Source organism: Veillonella intestinalis (assembly GCF_943192895.1).
GTDB classification, from domain to species: domain Bacteria; phylum Bacillota; class Negativicutes; order Veillonellales; family Veillonellaceae; genus Veillonella_A; species Veillonella_A intestinalis.
This window is the reverse complement of record NZ_CALPCB010000001.1, coordinates 146848-165049: the sequence shown is the minus strand read 5'-3', so window position 1 is coordinate 165049 and position 18202 is coordinate 146848. Positions and strand designations below refer to the sequence as shown.

Annotated in this window: 14 protein-coding genes; all 14 read right to left on the bottom strand. The window is 39.4% G+C overall.

Going from position 1 to position 18202, the window contains the following annotated elements:
* Positions 1 to 2: 2 nt before the first annotated feature.
* The 14 genes from NFR27_RS00780 to ileS all read right to left on the bottom strand — a co-directional run bounded on the left by NFR27_RS00780 (position 3) and on the right by ileS (position 18200).
* Positions 3 to 1010 (bottom strand): FecCD family ABC transporter permease, encoded by a 1008-nt coding sequence (locus tag NFR27_RS00780; RefSeq protein ID WP_251441523.1) that lies wholly within the window; start codon positions 1008 to 1010, stop codon positions 3 to 5.
* Positions 1007 to 2005 (bottom strand): FecCD family ABC transporter permease, encoded by a 999-nt coding sequence (locus NFR27_RS00775; RefSeq protein WP_251441522.1) that lies wholly within the window; start codon positions 2003 to 2005, stop codon positions 1007 to 1009. The genes NFR27_RS00780 and NFR27_RS00775 overlap by 4 nt, the downstream gene beginning before the upstream one ends.
* Positions 2006 to 2017: 12 nt before the next feature.
* Entirely contained in the window at positions 2018 to 4240 is a 2223-nt protein-coding gene (locus NFR27_RS00770; RefSeq protein WP_251441521.1) for a TonB-dependent receptor, read from the bottom strand.
* A gap of 103 nt (positions 4241 to 4343) precedes the next feature.
* Positions 4344 to 5072 carry a TonB family protein gene (locus tag NFR27_RS00765; protein ID WP_251441520.1) on the bottom strand — a complete coding sequence of 243 codons (729 nt, stop codon included), beginning with the start codon at positions 5070 to 5072 and terminating at the stop codon, positions 4344 to 4346.
* 9 nt (positions 5073 to 5081) lie between these two features.
* Positions 5082 to 5489, bottom strand: a complete 408-nt coding sequence (locus tag NFR27_RS00760; RefSeq protein ID WP_251441519.1) for an ExbD/TolR family protein — start codon at positions 5487 to 5489, stop codon at positions 5082 to 5084.
* A complete protein-coding gene (locus tag NFR27_RS00755) occupies positions 5479 to 6108 on the bottom strand; it encodes a MotA/TolQ/ExbB proton channel family protein (RefSeq protein WP_251441518.1) in 630 nt (209 codons plus the stop codon). The genes NFR27_RS00760 and NFR27_RS00755 overlap by 11 nt, the downstream gene beginning before the upstream one ends.
* 31 nt (positions 6109 to 6139) lie before the next feature.
* The gene (locus tag NFR27_RS00750; protein WP_251453865.1) at positions 6140 to 8068 is read right to left on the bottom strand and encodes a TonB-dependent receptor plug domain-containing protein; all 1929 of its coding nucleotides are present in this window, start codon (positions 8066 to 8068) and stop codon (positions 6140 to 6142) included.
* Positions 8069 to 8128: 60 nt separating this feature from the next.
* Positions 8129 to 10039 carry a TonB-dependent receptor plug domain-containing protein gene (locus NFR27_RS00745; protein ID WP_251441516.1) on the bottom strand — a complete coding sequence of 637 codons (1911 nt, stop codon included), beginning with the start codon at positions 10037 to 10039 and terminating at the stop codon, positions 8129 to 8131.
* Complete coding sequence (locus tag NFR27_RS00740; protein WP_251441515.1) at positions 10036 to 11067, bottom strand: ABC transporter substrate-binding protein; 1032 nt, start codon at positions 11065 to 11067, stop codon at positions 10036 to 10038. The genes NFR27_RS00745 and NFR27_RS00740 overlap by 4 nt, the downstream gene beginning before the upstream one ends.
* The gene (locus NFR27_RS00735) at positions 11064 to 11924 is read right to left on the bottom strand and encodes an ABC transporter ATP-binding protein (RefSeq protein ID WP_251441514.1); all 861 of its coding nucleotides are present in this window, start codon (positions 11922 to 11924) and stop codon (positions 11064 to 11066) included. Before NFR27_RS00735 ends, NFR27_RS00740 begins: the two co-directional genes overlap by 4 nt.
* Before the next feature lie 9 nt (positions 11925 to 11933).
* Positions 11934 to 13037: a FecCD family ABC transporter permease gene (locus NFR27_RS00730; protein ID WP_251441513.1), complete on the bottom strand. Its 1104-nt coding sequence runs from the start codon at positions 13035 to 13037 to the stop codon at positions 11934 to 11936.
* A 681-nt stretch (positions 13038 to 13718) separates the two neighbouring features.
* Entirely contained in the window at positions 13719 to 13928 is a 210-nt protein-coding gene (locus NFR27_RS00725; protein WP_251441512.1) for a 4Fe-4S binding protein, read from the bottom strand.
* A gap of 23 nt (positions 13929 to 13951) precedes the next feature.
* Entirely contained in the window at positions 13952 to 14905 is a 954-nt protein-coding gene (locus NFR27_RS00720) for an HAD family hydrolase (protein ID WP_251441511.1), read from the bottom strand.
* A gap of 463 nt (positions 14906 to 15368) precedes the next feature.
* Positions 15369 to 18200: an isoleucine--tRNA ligase gene (gene ileS, locus NFR27_RS00715; protein ID WP_251441510.1), complete on the bottom strand. Its 2832-nt coding sequence runs from the start codon at positions 18198 to 18200 to the stop codon at positions 15369 to 15371.
* Positions 18201 to 18202: the final 2 nt, after the last annotated feature.

Sequence of the window (18202 nt, the reverse complement as noted above, 5' to 3'; positions counted from 1 at the left end):
TTTTACCCTCGTTTCCGTGCCAAAATAAAAAGAAAATACGGAGCTCCAATAAGCGCTACCACAATGCCCACTAACATTTCATCAGGAGCTATAATAACGCGCCCCACCCAATCGGCTGTAATCAATAACCACGCCCCTATAAGCGCCGTCAAAGGCAATACGTAGGTACAATCTGCACCGACTAAACGCCTAGCAATATGAGGTGCTACAAGACCAATAAAGCCAATACTTCCACCAACCGCTACACAAGTTGCTGCTAGTATCACACCGATGACCAAAAACAACACTCGACTTCTATGAATACGCACGCCTAGACCAATCGCCGTCTCATCCCGAAGACCCAAAACATTAAGGGTCGTCCGATTCACATATAGCGTAAGCGCTAATACCACAACTACAACACCTAAAATAATGACATGGAGCCAAGTATTACCTGCAATATTACCAATAATCCATGTATTCACTTGGTTAAATTTTTCAGGAGATAGTGTCACGATTAACAACGTTTGTAAAGCGTGGATACCGGCTGTCAACGTAATACCACTCAAAACTAAAGAATATGTACTATTCACAGTACTCTTACGCATAGACAATCCATAAATACTACCGGCTGCTAACAAGGCACCTGCGACCGCTACTAAAGGCAAAGACCATATAGGCAACCCTTGATTAGAGGGCGTTATAAAAATCAAAAGCATAACACCTAAGCCAGCGCCAGCATTGACCCCTAGTAAACTTGGCCCAGCCAATTCATTGCGCGTTAACTGTTGAAATACCGCCCCAGCTAACGCAAGGCCCATCCCAATTAGAACTGCTAACACCGCTCGAACTAAGCGAAAGTCAAAGACAACTAGATTTTCTTCCGCACTACCACCACCGAGCAGTATCTGTAACAAATGCGCATCAGAATAATAGGTGAAACCTGTGCTTACATGGAGGAAGAAAAAGATAAGTAATAATACAAGAAATACTACACTATATAGGCAAAATCGTTTTTGATGACCCGTCATGACCGTGCCCCCTTTCGATTTGCCAAATATAAGAAGAAAGGCACCCCGATGAGAGCTGTAATAGCCCCCAAGGGAATTTCAAAAGGCGCTGCCACACTGCGAGCTACTAAATCTGCAGCCACTAATAAAATCGCCCCTAGTAAAGCCGTAATCGGTACTACCTTACGATAATCGATACCAACTAATTTACGCGCCATATGCGGTGTCACTAAACCAACAAAACCAATCGGACCGGCTATTGCTACAGCCGAACCACAAAGAACTAGCACTGCAAGACCAGCTAACAAACGAATGCGTCCCATATGACTACCAAGACCTATGGCCATTTCTTCGCCAAAACTAAGCAAGGTAACAGACTTTGACAACACAATGGCCATTACTAAGCCAAGCACGGTCCAAGGCCATAACAGTAACACCTGTGCCATACGGACACCACTAATACCACCGGCCGTCCAATAGCTAAGATCTTGTGCTACATCAAAATAAACAACTAAAGCCTGTGTTATTGCTAAAAGGACAGCGCTCACAGCCGTACCTGCTAATGCTAAAAAAACAGGCGACATACGACTGCCATTGCGGTTAGCCAACAACATTATAGCTACAGTAGCTAGCGAGACCCCGCCAAAAGCAAATACAATCATTACATTTAAGCTACTATAGGGCCATATAATCATAGCAATCGCTAGTCCTAAAGCTGCCCCCGCATTAATCCCCATAATGGAAGGACTTGCCATAGGATTATTCGTAACCCCTTGCATTAAAGCGCCAGCTACGCCAAAGCTAACGCCACAAGCAATAGCCAATAAAAGCCGTGGCACGCGCAACGTACGCACTAATAACTCATCCACTTGCGTAGGGTCATAGGCTACTAAAGCTTTCCAAATAATAGGCCAGGTAATATGACGGGCTCCCACAGTAAGTGAAAAGCCCGCCAATACAACAAGTCCAATTAGTAGTAACATCCCTAGTAACCAAGGCCGTCTATACCAATTCATGGGCAACCTCGATTAGAAATCTGCAGTTACAGAAAGAGCAAAGGTGCGACCAGTGCCTAAGTATACAGCATTTTCAAGAGCACGCCATCTTACCGTATCTAATACATTATACACATTAGCGCGTACTGTCATTGGTGTATTATGCCAATTAAATTTATAACGAGCCCCTAAATCCCAACGAACCCAAGCAGGCGTACCTAAAGTATTGGTAGCATTAATATAAGCCGAACCATTGTAAGTTAATTTAGTCGTTAACGTTAACCCTTCTACGCCCTTCAAATCATGTTCCAAGCCAACAACAGCGCTATACCGTGGCACCGCTGCTACACGATTACCTTCATTAGTGCCTCCTTCAGTGGCTGTATATTTAGCATCTAAGAATGTAAAACCACCAAGCCAACGAGTTCCTTTTGTTGGCTCACCAAAGAAGCTCACTTCAATACCACGGTTACGCTGTTCACCATCAACACTGTAAGTATTGGTAGATGTATTCTCAATCAAACTTGGCTTAGTAAGTTGGAACGCACTCACAGTCGTAGCAAATTTACCAAAATCAAATTTTGCCCCTACTTCATACTGTTTAGTCTTATAAGGCGCAAACACTTCTCCATAATTACTTGCATTCGTATCAGTTACAGTTTCCCCAGCTGATAAACCTTGAATATAGTTAGCATAAATAGATGTTTTATCATTTAATTTATGCACAATCGCAACCCCTGGGGAAAAGGCAGTTTCATCATAGCTAGTAACACCGGTAAGATTGTTATTTTTATAACTATAGGTATCAGTTTTCACACTTTGTAAACGGCCACCTACCATAAACTGCCATTTTTTATCTTTAGTAGAAATAACATCACTAATAGCAATACTCTTCAAGCTATTTTTATCATTAAGTGGCAAATAGGAAATATTGTCATCAATATACGCATCAAAGGTTGGATTATAAACGCTTGTAGCACCCGTACCAGCTAAATCAATATTGCGATTATTCATATATCGCTTGTAATCAATACGAGAGGCACCAATACTAATTTCGTGGTCTAACGAATTCGTTTCAATCTTACCTTTTACCCCTAATTCAGCTGTAATCCCTTTATTTAATTGTCCATTATGTTTATAGGCAATCTTAGAACTACCTTTATCATTGGATAAAGTAAATGTATTGTATAAATAGTCCATAGATGTACTACGCATACCAAAGGCAGCATAAGCCGTCCAGTCTTCATTTAGGTCATATTCACCTTTCCAAAGACCAAATTTTTCAGTAATTCTGCGATATGTACCAGGCGCGCCAAATTTCGCATCATCCGCTACATCAGGCAAGGCTGTTAATTTAGCAGCTACTTTTTCTGAAATGCTCACACGGTACTGCGGATTTTCAATGTCATTATATACATAACCTAAATCTAAAGAGGTACGCCAACGTTCACCTTTAGCATCCAAGCCTAATGATACGGTACTAGCACTATTCGATTCATCTTTATAGGTAGTCTCTTGTTTACCACGGTTTAACACTGTTAAACTTACACCATATTTGCCATCATTAAAACGTCGTGACATGTCCAATTGTTGTGAAAATTGATGACCTGTGCCATAACTTAGCGTTACTTGGTTTACCGGTGTATCACCAGCTCGCTTTGGTACAAAATTAATAACACCGCCCACTGTATCATTAGGTGCCATACCACTAAGCATAGCACTTGGTCCTTTAAGGATTTCTACGCGGTCAAGACCTTCAACACCGGTATAAAAACGTGGCGCAATTCCATATACACCATTGAATTGCACATCTTGTTGGGTCGTTTTAAAACCGCGAATATTCCATGCATTAGAAGCACCAGATAAAGTCTGATCATTTACAGACGCATCATTAGATGCCACGTCAATAATATTCGTAGCTTGCTGATTAGCCATAGTTTCAGCCGTAATACCGGTTACATTAAAAGGCGTATCTAAAAAATCTTTTTTGCCAAGCATACCTATTGAGTTTACTCGAGATACTTGACCCCCAGCGTATACAGGATTTTCATTTCCTACTGGCGTAACCTCTACAGGCTCTGATTTTTCCTGCACCAATGTTACTTTTCCCAAATCTTGCAAATCACTATAATCTCTTGCCGCTACGGAATTACCAAATACACTAACACTCCATAAGCCACCAAGCACTAAAGCTCCTAACACACGACTAGCCAACACCGCTTGACGCTGCTTGGCACCCACACAACTTACTTTCATTATAATAAGCTCCTCTCTTAAATCACAAATGTATAGTTACTATATATAACTAAAAAACAGAAGGGCGAACATATCCGCCCTCCTGAACTTTCATTAACTAAATTTAACTTCCAAATTCAATCCTTGCCTCTGAAACAACAGGTTCACCATCAACTGTTTTGGGGCGGTAAGCACTATTTCGAGCCTGTTGCAAGGCCCATCGATCTAACGATCCATTACCACTACTACTAATAATATCTACTTCTACAGCACGGCCAGCTTCATTAATCATTACATACACCACAACATTACCACTACCAGGTAATGTACGAGGCCCTAAATATTCAGCACCAATTACCACTGGTTCATGAGGAGTCGCTACCTCAGCGCCACCAGTACCTTCAGAACTACCATTACCAGCACTGCCTTCACTAGCTCCGCCTTGGCTATTACCACTAGGATCACCTACTTGGCTAGCACTATAGTTAGTACTTTGAGACGATGTATTCGTTCTTGGTTGTGCATCCTGCTTAATAACTTGCTCCACTGGTACACCACTTTTAATGGCCTCTACTTGCTCCTCTGTCATAGGTGCTGGTGGTTGGACCGACGATTTTTGTGGCGCTGCTACTTGTGGCCCTCCTGCTGAAACACCTACATCACCTACAACATTAATAGAAATAGGCGTTCGATCAGGTACTAAATCTGGCTTTTGTAAAAAAGACCATACCATACCACTCACTAGTGCCAAATTAATAATCACTGATGAAGTTATGGCCATACGCCAACGATTCTTGTAGATATGAGCAAAAGGTGATGGATTTTTGGTTACAGCTTGTGTAGTTTCATCCATAACTATCACCTACTTACTCTCAGTAGCCACTGCAATTTTGTTTAGATTCATATTTTTTAGCGTATCCAAAACTTGTACGAAAGTACCGTACTGTGCTTTTTGATCTGCTCGTAAGATAATTGTTAAGTCGCCACCTTTAGCTTTTTCTGCCTCTAAACGTTGCGCCATACCTTCTAAGTTTGCATATGAATCTTGTTCTACATAAATACGACCATCTGCTGTAATCGTAATAGGAATTTTACGCTGCAAATCTACTGAACTAGCCGTAGCTGTTGGTAAGTTTACAGGCATTGATTTCTGTACAACCATGGAAAGCATACTCATCATGAAAAACACTAATAGGAAGAATATAATGTCAATCATAGGAATAATCATAAGCTTTGGTTTATTAGTCGTACGAAGACTTCTAATTTGCACTAATAGCTCCTTCTTCCGTTGTTACACCAACAGCAGCGTTCATATATACATTACCGATTTCTTCCATATCCGTAATGAGTCCATCCTGTTTATGTACTAAGTACGAATGAATAACTAATGCTACAATAGCTACACAAAGGCCAGTAGCCGTAGCGATTAAAGCTTCACCAACCCCACCAGTAATAGCAAAGGGTTGACCATCAGATACAGATAATACGCTAAAAGAACTAATCATACCGGTTACTGTACCAAGCAAACCAAGTAATGGTGCCAACGTAACAATAGTTTCTAAATAGCTTAAACGAGAGCGAAGGCGACCAGCGATAGCGCCAGCAGCTCCTTGTAACGCTGCATTTTTAGATTTTACAGTTTGACGACGAATAGCTGCATTCAACATTTCTGCAGCCACACCACCATCTTCAGCACATAATTCTTCTAACCCTTTTTCATTGTTAGCCGCCGCTAATACAGGTACTTCCTCACGCAAGCGATCCATGTTGGATTTAGCTGCGCTATAAGTGCGTACACGCTCTACCAAAATAGCAATCGCAATGATTGAGCAAAGTAAAAGGGGGTACATTACAAGACCACCTTGGTGAAATAATTCTAATAGTTCCATACAAATCTCCTTCTATCTTTATTACAATTAATTAAAAGGTATGTTCTACACCTACAACATAATGACGGCCAGGCATAGCATACGAACCAATTGTAGTCGATGGCTCTACTTCATAAGCCTCATTTGTCAAATTAAAGGCTTGTGCGTATACCTTTGTAGCCTCATTAATTTTATAATTTACATTCACATCCCAGACAAAATAAGAGGAGTCAGAAAATTGTGTTTCTGAACGGCCTGTTACATACTGGAATAAGTTATTAACTGACCAACGATTCTTCTCATAAGAAAATTCTAAACTATAGCGATTAGGATTGCGGTTATCAGTTGCATTTACATAACCACTACCTGTATCTTGGCGAACTTTCAAATAACTGTAGCCAGCTCTTACTTTCCAAGCTTCATCCAGACGATAGGTAGCGCTTAGATTCAAACCTTGTCTTTTTTCACGATTTACATTTTCATAATAGCCTGGAATATACGTATTATTAGGGCCATAAGAACCATTTACCCAAGAAAGTGCATTTTTCAAACGACTATTAAATACACTAGCAGATACAGTCAATCGATCTGTCACATCACTATCAATACCAAGCGTTACCGTCTGTGATTTTTCTTGTTCTAAATCAGGATTGCCACGCCAAAATTCGGTAGCAGCATACAACATCTTAAGAGTTGGGTTATTTACTGCTTGGCCCCAAGAAATATACGCATGGGTATTGTCATTTAACTTCTTATTTAAGCCAATGTGAGAAGCAAAATCGCCACCAAACATATCTTGGTGCTCATAACGAGTTCCAAAATTAGCCGTCCAACCACGACCTAATTCCCATTTATCTTCTACATAAACTGCTTTACTTATCATAGAACGATCAAAGGCAACACCGTTATTTTCCTCTTTAATATGTTCTTGGTTATAAGTCACACCACTAATTAAAGTATGATTTCCTAATTGCCAAGTCTTCTGCCCTTCAATGCCATCCATAGATAAATCATGACTATACGAACTAGAGGTAGAACCAGAGCCAAAATCACTTACTTCCGTATTTCTATATGCGCGAATAAAAGTTCCAGAATCACTACCAAAGTTATATGTAACGCCATAACTCATATCAGTAGTCTCTTTTACATTACCTGCACCAGTAACAGTTCCTAAGAGAGGATTTTTCAAGCGAATTCCATAACCATCTTTCTTTTCAATGCGGCTAAAATCTAAACTTAATAAGTCATCACCTATGTAACGATCATAACGAGCAGTCCATTTATCACGATTAATATACGTATCAGGAAATTCATGCGTATTGCCACGATAGTCCTTGTAGTCTATGTTATCGCGACGTTCTTTTGTATATGATACAAAATACCCATTCTTTTCATCTCCACCTTGAGTGATAATAGTTCCTTTGCGATGCCCCCAACTACCTAATTCACCACGAACTGTTGTCTGCTGTCCCATTGTTGGAGTCTTGGTGATAATATTAATAACACCAGCTACGGCTCGCTCACCATACAACGCAGAATTAGGTCCTTTTACTACTTCAATACGTTCAATATTATCCATAGGAATCTGATCAATATCAATAGCATTAGAAGCACCAGATACCACTAAATGATCCCAGTTCATCTTACGACCGTTTACCATAACAAGTACTCGCGTGTCACCATTTAATTCAGGATATGCGGCAAAGCCTTTCTGAATTACAGGTACATTATTAGCCTTTAATGCATCAGACACTTGATTATAATTCCCTTGCTCAATTTCTTTCGCCGTAATAACTGTTGTATCTGCTGGCACATCTACTTTTTCTTCCGACAGACGACTAGCTGTTACCAATACTACTTTACCTAAATCTTGTAAATTTGCTTCATCGTAATTAGCAGCCCACACACTACCGCTTGTCGCACTCACAACTAAGGCCGTTAATACTGCTTTACTTACTGTACTGCGATGAGTAAATTTCATGATACCTCCTAAGTCCTAATACACTAATACGTGAATACACTACACTAAACTACCAATTAATTAAAAGGTATGTTCTACACCTACAATATAATGACGCTCTGCCATAGCGTACGCACCAATTGGTGTACTATAAGGTTCTACCTCATAAGATTCATTAGTTAAGTTAAGCCCTTGCGCATATACTTTAGTGGAATCGTTAATTTTATAACTTACATTTAAATCCCAAGTAAAGTAAGAGGAATCAGTATAATAAGCAGTTGAACGACCTGTTACATATCTAAAATCATTCGATACATACCAGCGATTCTTTTCATAGGAAAGTTCTAAGCCATAGCTATTAGGATGGCGGTTTTTTGAATCATTTGTCATACCACTACCTTCATCAATTTTTTGGCGAAGGAAATTATAAGAAGCACGTACCTTCCATGCATCATCCAATTTATAAGTAGCACTTAAATTTAGACCTTGACGCTTTTCTTTATTAATATTGTAATAAACAGTTTTACTAATGCTATTATTCCACTCCCAATCCAAAGCATCTTTTAAACGGCTTTCATAGATACTAGCAGATACTAATAAACGATCATTTACTTGACTATCAACACCTAATGTTACGGTATGTGATTTTTCTTGTTTCAAATCAGGATTACCAAGCCAATATGGGGAATTAGCGTATAACATTTTCAAAGTAGGGTTATTTACCGCTTGCCCCCAAGAGATATAAGCATGGGTATTCTCGTTTAACTTCTTATTCAAACCAATATGTGAGGCAAACTCACCACCAAAAATGTCATGATGTTCATAACGAGTACCAAGATTAGCTGTCCAACCTTGGCCTAATTCCCATTTATCTTCAATAAAAATAGCCTCATTATCTGTGCTCTTATTGAAGCCTACTCCATCATTAGTTTCATCAATTTTTTCTTTATTGTAGCTAACACCACTAATTAATGTATGGTCACCAATTTTCCATGTTTTTTGCCCTTCTAAACCAAGCATAGATAAATCATGTTCATATGGTGTGCCTGCAAAAGGTGCATTTGCTTTTTCAGTATTGCGGTATGCTCGAACAAAAGTCCCAGAGTCAGAACCAAAGTTATAGGTAACACCATAACTCATATCTGTAGTTTTACTCTTCATGCCAGCGCCATAAGCGGTCCCATTTAATGGATTACTCAAGTAAATGCCGAAACCATCCTTACGATGACTATAAGAAAAATCAACTGTCATACGGTCATCATCAAAATAATGGTCATAGCGAGCTGTTACATTATCACGATTAATGGAACTGTCAGGGAATTCATAGGAATTGCCATTGGCTGCCTTATAATGGTAATTATCTCGACGTTGTTTGCTATATGATACAAAATATGCATCATTTTCATCACCGCCTTGAGTAGTAATACCGGTTTTCCAATATCCCCAGCTACCAACTTCAGCTTTGGCAGTGGTTTTCTGTCCCATACTGCCTTCTTTGGTAATAATATTAATAACACCAGCTACCGCACGTTCACCATATAAAGATGAATTAGGTCCTTTAACGACTTCAATACGTTCAATATTTTCTACAGGAAATTGATCAATATCAATAGCGTTATTATCACCTGATACAATTAAATGATCCCAGTTCATACGACGACCATTTACCATAACAAGTACACGGGTATCACCATTAAGCTCTGGGTACGATGCAAAGCCTTTCTGTACCACTGGCACATTATTGCCTTTCAATGCATCTGATACACTATTGTAATTCCCTTGCTCAATTTCTTTCGCCGTAATAACCGTTGTATCTGCTGGCACATCTACTTTTTCTTCCGACAAACGACTAGCTGTTACCAATACTACTTTACCTAAGTCTTGTAAATTGGCTTCATCGTAATTAGCAGCCCACACACTACCACTTGTCGCACTCACAACTAAGGCTGTTAATACTGCTTTACTTACTGTACTGCGATGAGTAAATTTCATTTATTTTGTTCCTCCTCAAAGCCTTGAGCAATTTTCTCTAAGGCATCCACCACACGACCGTTGCCATTATTCACATCTGCAAAGGGCACCGCTATAATTCGCCCTCCTTGAACCGCTCGCATATTGCGCAAATTTGGATCCGCTTTTAACTCAGCAATAGCTTCTGCATCACTGACTGTGCGATTTCCTTGGCTTACAGTCACATACACAATTACATCAGGATCAAAGGCCAACACACGTTCAGGCCCTACAATCGAAATTTGTCGGTTCGTCAAATTATGACCACCCGCTTTTTTAACAATGTCATCTACAAGATATACTGGCCCATACAAACTATAAGTACTATGTCCATGAGATTGTAAAATAATAACATTAGGCTTATAGGACCAAGTATTCACTCGCGTAGACACGACTTGCACTCGCTGTTGTAACTCTGCTTTATAGGCACTTGCCTTTTGTGGGACTTGAAATAATTGTCCCATATCATCAATAAAGGGATAAATTGTACTCTCTAAGGTTGGCTGATTCTTACGAATCGTAGCCGGTACAATATATGCACCAATATTTCGTTCATACCACTGCCGCACATCACCTAAAGCGGCTGGTGTAAAATGATGCGACCATCCCATTAATACATCTGGTTGCATCGCTAATACTTGCTCTCGACTAGGTACATAGCTATTAGTAATTAAAGGTAACTTGCTATATATATCACGATACCGCGCCGGTTCTTCACCATAAGGAGCTACCGTTCCCACAATACGATCAGCTAACCCTAAATCAATGAGTAGTTCCGTTGCACCTGGATAAGTCACAATCACCCGTTGTGGTGGCTTTTCATACGTAAAACTCATCAAATTAGCATCGCTATCTACATTTTGAATCGTAATACCTCGCTGCTGTTCATCATTATTACCCACTACTTGCCAATGCCCATTGGTATAAGCAAACCAAGTAATTAAGCTTAAGCAGAACATCAAAAACAGACCTATGCAGCGCCGACTCCACCGTTCCCAAACACCAATCATAGTTGACCACCAGAATCAAATCTCTCAAATGCTCGTTCACTATTCCTTTGAGCTAATGACCTATAAACTGATTCTTCCGCACTATAGCGTAACGGCTGTCGTTCATAAGTAACCATAGGGATGCCATCTTCATGATAAGAAACTGTACTAGACACTTCGTATACCTCACGAATTAATGGCTCACGCACAATCTCATGTGGTGTCCCTTGCGCTACTAATTGACCTCGTTTCATAATAAAAAGTTCATCACAAAATAGAGAGGCCAAATTCAAGTCATGAAGTGCTGCTATAACACCAACGCCCAATCCTTTTATGACTTCCAATAGTTCCAACTGATAGGTAATATCTAAATGGTTCGTTGGTTCATCTAAAATCAAATACTCCGGTTCTTGGCAAAGGACGCGCGCTAACATAACCCGCTGCTGCTCACCCCCTGATAAGGAAGCAAAACTTCGATGTGCTCTGTCCCACATTCCTACCTTGCGAAGGGCTTCCATCGCCAAATTCACATCATCTTCCGTATCATCTTCAAATCCTTTTTTATAAGGGGTTCGTCCCATCATCACAATTTGCCATACAGTAAAATCAAAGTTAATTGTATGAAACTGTCCCATCACACCAATTCGTTTAGCTGCTTCACGTAAAGGAATTTGTTCTAATGGCGTTTCATCAAATTGTATCCGCCCTTGCTGCCTAGAAATGACTCGATATAAATGCTTTAATAAGGTAGATTTGCCACAACCATTAGGACCCATAAGTCCTACAAATTTATCAGCCGGAATCGTAAGGGATAATTGGTTTAAAATCTGAGTATCTCCTACATGATAAGTGAGGTTCTCTACTACAATTTGTTTCATAGATACCTCCTAACTACCAAAATTCCGACTTGTGCCAAAAAGAAGTTTCATAAATAATGGCGCTCCCATTAGTGCCGTCAAAATACCAATTGGTAAATCACCAGTCGGCAATAATACTCTCGACAATAAATCAGCCAACACTAAAAATATAGCGCCGCCTAATGCAACCACTGGCAGTAAACGTTTATGACCAACCCCAACAACAGCACGTGCCATATGAGGAATCACTAGCCCCACAAAACCAATAATGCCACACTGTGAAACTAGCACACCTGTCAATAAAGCCATGCACGCCATATAGATGTAACGCTTACGAGTCGCATTAATGCCTAGTGTAACTGCCATTTCTTCACCTAATAACAATGCATCTAAGGCTCTTACTTGCGATAAGAAATATACAGTCATACCACCTACAACAATAGTCGGCCAAAATAGCATGGACCATTTCGCATCAGCTAATGAACCCATAGTCCAAAAAGCTGCGCTTTGCATCCCTTCCGCATCACCAGCCATATAAATAATAAAATTGGATAAAGCTGTACATAAAGCACTCACTACAGCCCCTGCTAATACTAGTTTCACTGTAGAAATACGCCGTCCCATACCGGCTAACGCCATAACCGCCAGTGTAGCTACAATGGCGCCACCAAAGGCCCAAATAGGTACGCCTACATTAGCAGCGCCTAATAAAAAACCTAATAATATCGCCATAACAGCCCCTACCGAAGCCCCCGAAGCAATCCCTAAAATAAACGGCTCTGCCAAAGGATTTTGCACCGCAGCTTGCATAACAGCCCCTGACAAGGCTAACCCTGCTCCTACTAAAGCGGCTAATATAACACGAGGAATGCGAATATCCCACACTATATCAGTCATAGCTGGTCCTATTGCCTCTGGTATAGGTGTATTCATTATTTTTCCAGTAATTACAGTCAACACATGACCTGCAGGTATAGTTACACTGCCCAATGCAACAGCTCCTATAATTGAGCATATTAAAAGGGCAGTTAGAACCGATACGGCCCAACTGCCCACTGTTTCAGTGCGATGCTTCGTAGCGGTTTGTAACTCTTGCAGGCGTTGCTGACGTGTTATTATTTCAACGTCGTTCATCAACTACCCTCATTTCGCTTATGACATAAAAACAGGTCAACAGAATACGTCTTTGATTTCATATAGCACATATATTGTGCTAGTTAATCGAGCTTGCTTAAGCTCTACTGAAATCGTTGCGCAGTGCTAACCTTGTCGAAAGAGGCCAAATTTTTGGCTACAAATATTACATTATCTTATGCTACTTAGCATATTTATATTTTAAGATTTCTAAACTAAATTTAATGATTTACAATTACAAATTGAGAAACATTATCTTTTATCACTTCAAATATTTTATAGTAAATACAATAAGCTGTCAACAAAAAACTCCAAAAAGTCCATGTAACGTACTATATAATTATTTACCGTATATAGTAAGTATACATATAATAACATTTAATATACATTCTAATTCCAGTCATCTGCTGAGATTCCAGCTATCTAACAAAATTTAATATTATAGAACACATCGCCATTATTAAACAATCACACCCCTATTACTACTAAACCAGTATGACGCGATTACTAAACAAATATGAGGCTATTACTAAACAAGTATAACTCTATTTTTAAGCAAGTATGATGCTATTTCTAAACAAGTATGGCGCTATTTCTAAACAAGCACTGCCCTATAATAAATAATGACTCCACCAACTATAAACGATAAAAATATCAAAAACAGCGAGTAGATTTAGATACTTATATCTCATCTACTCGCTGTTTAATAATCGCCCCTACCGGACAAATTTCATAACAGTCTCCACAACCAATACAACCCGCTTCAATAAAAAATTGTTGTGGCTTTTCTATGATAATCTGCACAGGACAATCCATGGCACAAGCGCCGCATTTCACACAGCGCTGGCCATCAATCTGAAATGTAAACACATATGTATTTGTATCTGTCATATATTCTCTGTAAGTTAAATGCCTTACTTCTCCTCTGCACGCAATACCAAACGAATCATTTGTGCCACACCATCTTCATCATTAGTAGGCGCTAAAAATTTAGCCGTTGCTTTAGCCGTTGCTTCCCCATTCATCATAGCAAAGGAAACTCCTGCATAAGCTAGCATAGTCAAATCATTATTACTATCGCCAATAGTCATCACTTCATCTGCAGTAAAGCCTAAGGACTCTGCCAAAGCTGCTACGGCACGCCCTTTACTAATACCTGGCTGCACAAACTCTAAATTGCCTTCACTGGATTGAATAATTACAAAACGATCATCCTCTTTAAAATGTTCTAAAATTGCGTTTTTCTTCGCCTCTGTACCATAAAAGAGCTGTATTTTTTCTAAATCCATGCCAGTATCAACAATATGGTCTCGTAAATTAGGAACCATAGTACGACTCGCTTTCATGAGAGGTACTAAATGAGGTGGCAAATTACTTGCAAAGGCCATCATACCTTCTGTTTCACCATAAATTTCTTTACCACCATACGCTTCAATATACACGTCAAAAGGCAATAATTCATCAAGCAAACGTAAGCCTTCCGCATTACTAAACGATTGATGAAACACAGTGGTCGTTTCACCCCCGTCTCGCTTCAATACAAGCGCACCATTGCTGCAAATATAATGGTGAATCTCCGGTATACGATGAATTACTTCACCCATTTCACCCCAAGCACGGCCACTCGCTACCGCTACCGTTATACCTCTTGCCATAGCTGCTTTTACAGCCGCTACTGTTTCATCGCTAACATGTTTGTGTGTATCAACCAAAGTTCCATCCACATCAGAAACAATAAGTTTGATAGGCTTTTTTAATTGTAAATCTGCTACTGAACCTGGTAAACTAGCCTGTTTTCCCTTTTGTTCAGCCGCTTTAAACACAGCCGCTTGATCCTCTATATTTATGGAATTTATTTTGTCTGTCATAGTCATCTCCATTATCAAATGAGTACATCTAGTACTTACATCATCTAGTACTTACATCATCTAGTACTTACATCATCTAGTACTTACATCATCTAGTACTTACATCATCTAATATTTATATCCACTAATACTTAATAATAGCTAATATCCATACTCTACCTATTATTTACTACCATGCAAAAATACATACAAAACTATATATTTTCTAAATCAACTACATCTATCAATATCAATATAAATATATTATATCACATTAATACAAATGACCATGTGGCGAACCCCTCACCCCATAAATACTTATAAAAATTTCTCTCTAATTCCATTATATTTGAACACAAAAAAGCCCCTTAGAGCCTCTTGCTACGACTTTTTAAATCTTTGATTTAAACCTGAGCAAAAGAGGAGCCTAAGGGGCTTTTCTCTACCAATATTATCTTATTAAGAGAAATCCTTTATAAGAATTTTATTTACCTAACACATCTGCACAGCGATGACATAAGGTAGGATGTTCAGCATCCTTACCTACTGTATCACGATGAATCCAGCAACGTTCACATTTTTCAAATTCACTTGGTTTTACAACTACACTCAAATGACCTTCTTCGGTAGCTACAGCTTCAGCTGGCGCATTATTACGGCCTTCAACAAGTTGTGCTTCACTTACAATGAGAAGAGCTGCTAAATCACTTACTTGTGCTAATGTTTCATACGCTGCACCATCAGCATAAACAGTAATGGACGCATCTAAAGAGTGACCAATAACTTTATCTTGACGAGCCGTTTCAAGAGCTTTAGTCAACTCACCACGAAGTGCCAATACTTGGCTCCATTTTTCAGCTAATGCCGCATCATAATGAGCTTCATTACCAGTTGGCCAATCTTCAAGCATTACACTTTCACGCATACCGTCTTCTTTAGGCATATATTGCCATACTTCTTCAGCTGTAAAGGACAGTACAGGTGCTACCATACGAACTAAAGTCGTTACAATTTCATACATAGCAGTCTGCGCACTACGACGAGCCACAGAAGTTGCTTCTTCTGCATACATTGTATCTTTTAATACATCTAAGTAGAAGGAACTCAAATCAACAGTACAGAAATTATGAATTGTATGATATAAAATATGGAATTCATAGTTTTCATACGCTTCCGTAACTTTACGACGTACTTCTTCTAAACGAAGAAGTGCCCATTTATCGATTTCAGATAATTGATCATAAGCCACTTTATCTGTATTTGGATTAAAGTCATCTAAATTACCTAGCAAGAAGCGGAACGTGTTACGAATCTTACGATATACTTCGGATAACTGTTTTACGATGTCTTTAGACAAACGCACGTCACCTTGGTAATCAGCTGAAGATACCCAAAGGCGCATTACATCAGCCCCATACACATCAATGATGTCAGATGGTGCCACTGTATTACCAACCGATTTAGACATTTTACGGCCTTCACCATCCACTACGAAACCGTGAGTTAGTACAGAGTTATATGGTGCTTTACCAGTTGTAGCTACACCGGTTAACAAGGATGAGTTAAACCAGCCACGATGTTGGTCAGACCCTTCAAGGTACATAGCGCATGGTACATCAAGGTCCTCATTTTCAAGTACACCCGCCCAAGAAGAACCACTATCGAACCAAACGTCCATGATATCTGTTTCTTTGCGGAATTCATCATGACCACAATGAGGACATGTGAAACCTTCTGGCAATAATTCTTTTTCAGTATGATTCCACCAAGCATCGGAGCCTTCTTTAGCCACCCACGCTTGAACAGACTTAATCGTGTCATCGTTGATTACATAATCACCACAGGATTTACAATAGAATACTGGAATTGGCACGCCCCAAACACGTTGGCGAGATACACACCAGTCCCCACGGTCAGCAATCATATTATAAATGCGGTCATGACCCCATTTAGGAATCCACTGTACTTGATTATCAATTACGTCAAGCGCTTCTTTACGATAGCCATCAACGGATGAGAACCACTGTTCTGTCGCACGATAGATTACAGGATTTTTACAACGCCAACAATGTGCATATTGGTGACGAAGAGAACCTTTGTGAAGTAACGCACCATTATGCGCTACAATTTTCAAAATAGGCACTTCTGCATCATGAATTTCTTTGCCGCCTAACGCTTCTTCGGTATCACCATAACGACCATTATCTACAGCACTTACATAGGTGCCCGTTGGATCTACAAACGATGTGATTTCAAAATCAACTTTACCTGCTTTTTTATAAGTCTGATATACACCAAAGTCTTCTTCACCGTGAGCAGGCGCTGTATGAACACAACCGGTACCAGCTTCAAGGGTTACATGGTCACCTAAGAATACAGGCACTTCGCGTTCAATGAATGGATGTTTGAAAGTAGCTAATTCTAAATCAGCCCCAGAGAAGGTATTAAGTACAGTATAGTCTGCTACTTGAGCATCTTTTAATGCATTAGCTACCAAATCAGTAGCCATCAAGTAATATTCTTCACCTACTTGCACCCAAGAATATTCTAATTCAGGGTTCACAGAAATTGCTTGAGATGCTGGCAATGTCCAAGGTGTAGTTGTCCAAATAACAGCATAGGCTTTTTTAGTATCTACATCAGCTGGTAATGTACGTTTTAATTCATTAACATACGCATATTTTACATAAATAGAGAAGGATTTCTTTTCTTTATATTCAATTTCAGCTTCTGCTAAGGCTGTTTCACAATGAGTACACCAGTATACCGTTTTTAACCCTTTGTAAATATGACCACGCTTAGCCATTTCACCAAAGATGCCAAGTTGTTTAACTTCAAAAGCTGGTTTCAAAGTCAAATATGGATCTTCAAAACGACCAAGTACACCGAAACGAATGAAGTCTTTCTTTTGATCTTCTACACACTGCAAAGCATATTCTTTACATTTAGCACGTAAATCAAGAGGACTCATTTCATGACGATTAAGGCCTGTGTTTTTAATAACCGCATGTTCAATTGGCAAACCATGCGTATCCCAACCAGGAATATAAGGTGTGTAATATCCCTGCATAGTTTTATATTTCATGATAATATCTTTTAGTGTTTTATTAAGGGCATGGCCAATATGAAGTTTACCATTAGCATATGGAGGGCCATCATGCAATACAAACGGCTTATTTCCTTTGCGCAATTCTAAGCGTTTTTCATAAATTTTATTATCTTCCCAATATTTCAAATATTCTGGTTCTCGTTTTGGTAAGTTGCCGCGCATTGGAAATTCTGTAGCAGGCAAATGTAATGTTTTACCGTAATCCATAA

What these genes read in the sequence shown, in the direction of transcription:
- NFR27_RS00750 (WP_251453865.1), bottom strand. Translation starts at nt 8,068, where the DNA reads ATGAAATTTACTCATCGCAGTACAGTAAGTAAAGCAGTATTAACGGCC.
- NFR27_RS00780 (WP_251441523.1), bottom strand. Translation starts at nt 1,010, where the DNA reads ATGACGGGTCATCAAAAACGATTTTGCCTATATAGTGTAGTATTTCTT.
- NFR27_RS00765 (WP_251441520.1), bottom strand. Translation starts at nt 5,072, where the DNA reads ATGGATGAAACTACACAAGCTGTAACCAAAAATCCATCACCTTTTGCT.
- NFR27_RS00775 (WP_251441522.1), bottom strand. Translation starts at nt 2,005, where the DNA reads ATGAATTGGTATAGACGGCCTTGGTTACTAGGGATGTTACTACTAATT.
- NFR27_RS00755 (WP_251441518.1), bottom strand. Translation starts at nt 6,108, where the DNA reads ATGGAACTATTAGAATTATTTCACCAAGGTGGTCTTGTAATGTACCCC.
- NFR27_RS00740 (WP_251441515.1), bottom strand. Translation starts at nt 11,067, where the DNA reads ATGATTGGTGTTTGGGAACGGTGGAGTCGGCGCTGCATAGGTCTGTTT.
- NFR27_RS00770 (WP_251441521.1), bottom strand. Translation starts at nt 4,240, where the DNA reads ATGAAAGTAAGTTGTGTGGGTGCCAAGCAGCGTCAAGCGGTGTTGGCT.
- ileS (WP_251441510.1), bottom strand. Translation starts at nt 18,200, where the DNA reads ATGGATTACGGTAAAACATTACATTTGCCTGCTACAGAATTTCCAATG.
- NFR27_RS00735 (WP_251441514.1), bottom strand. Translation starts at nt 11,924, where the DNA reads ATGAAACAAATTGTAGTAGAGAACCTCACTTATCATGTAGGAGATACT.
- NFR27_RS00720 (WP_251441511.1), bottom strand. Translation starts at nt 14,905, where the DNA reads ATGACAGACAAAATAAATTCCATAAATATAGAGGATCAAGCGGCTGTG.
- NFR27_RS00745 (WP_251441516.1), bottom strand. Translation starts at nt 10,039, where the DNA reads ATGAAATTTACTCATCGCAGTACAGTAAGTAAAGCAGTATTAACAGCC.
- NFR27_RS00725 (WP_251441512.1), bottom strand. Translation starts at nt 13,928, where the DNA reads ATGACAGATACAAATACATATGTGTTTACATTTCAGATTGATGGCCAG.
- NFR27_RS00730 (WP_251441513.1), bottom strand. Translation starts at nt 13,037, where the DNA reads ATGAACGACGTTGAAATAATAACACGTCAGCAACGCCTGCAAGAGTTA.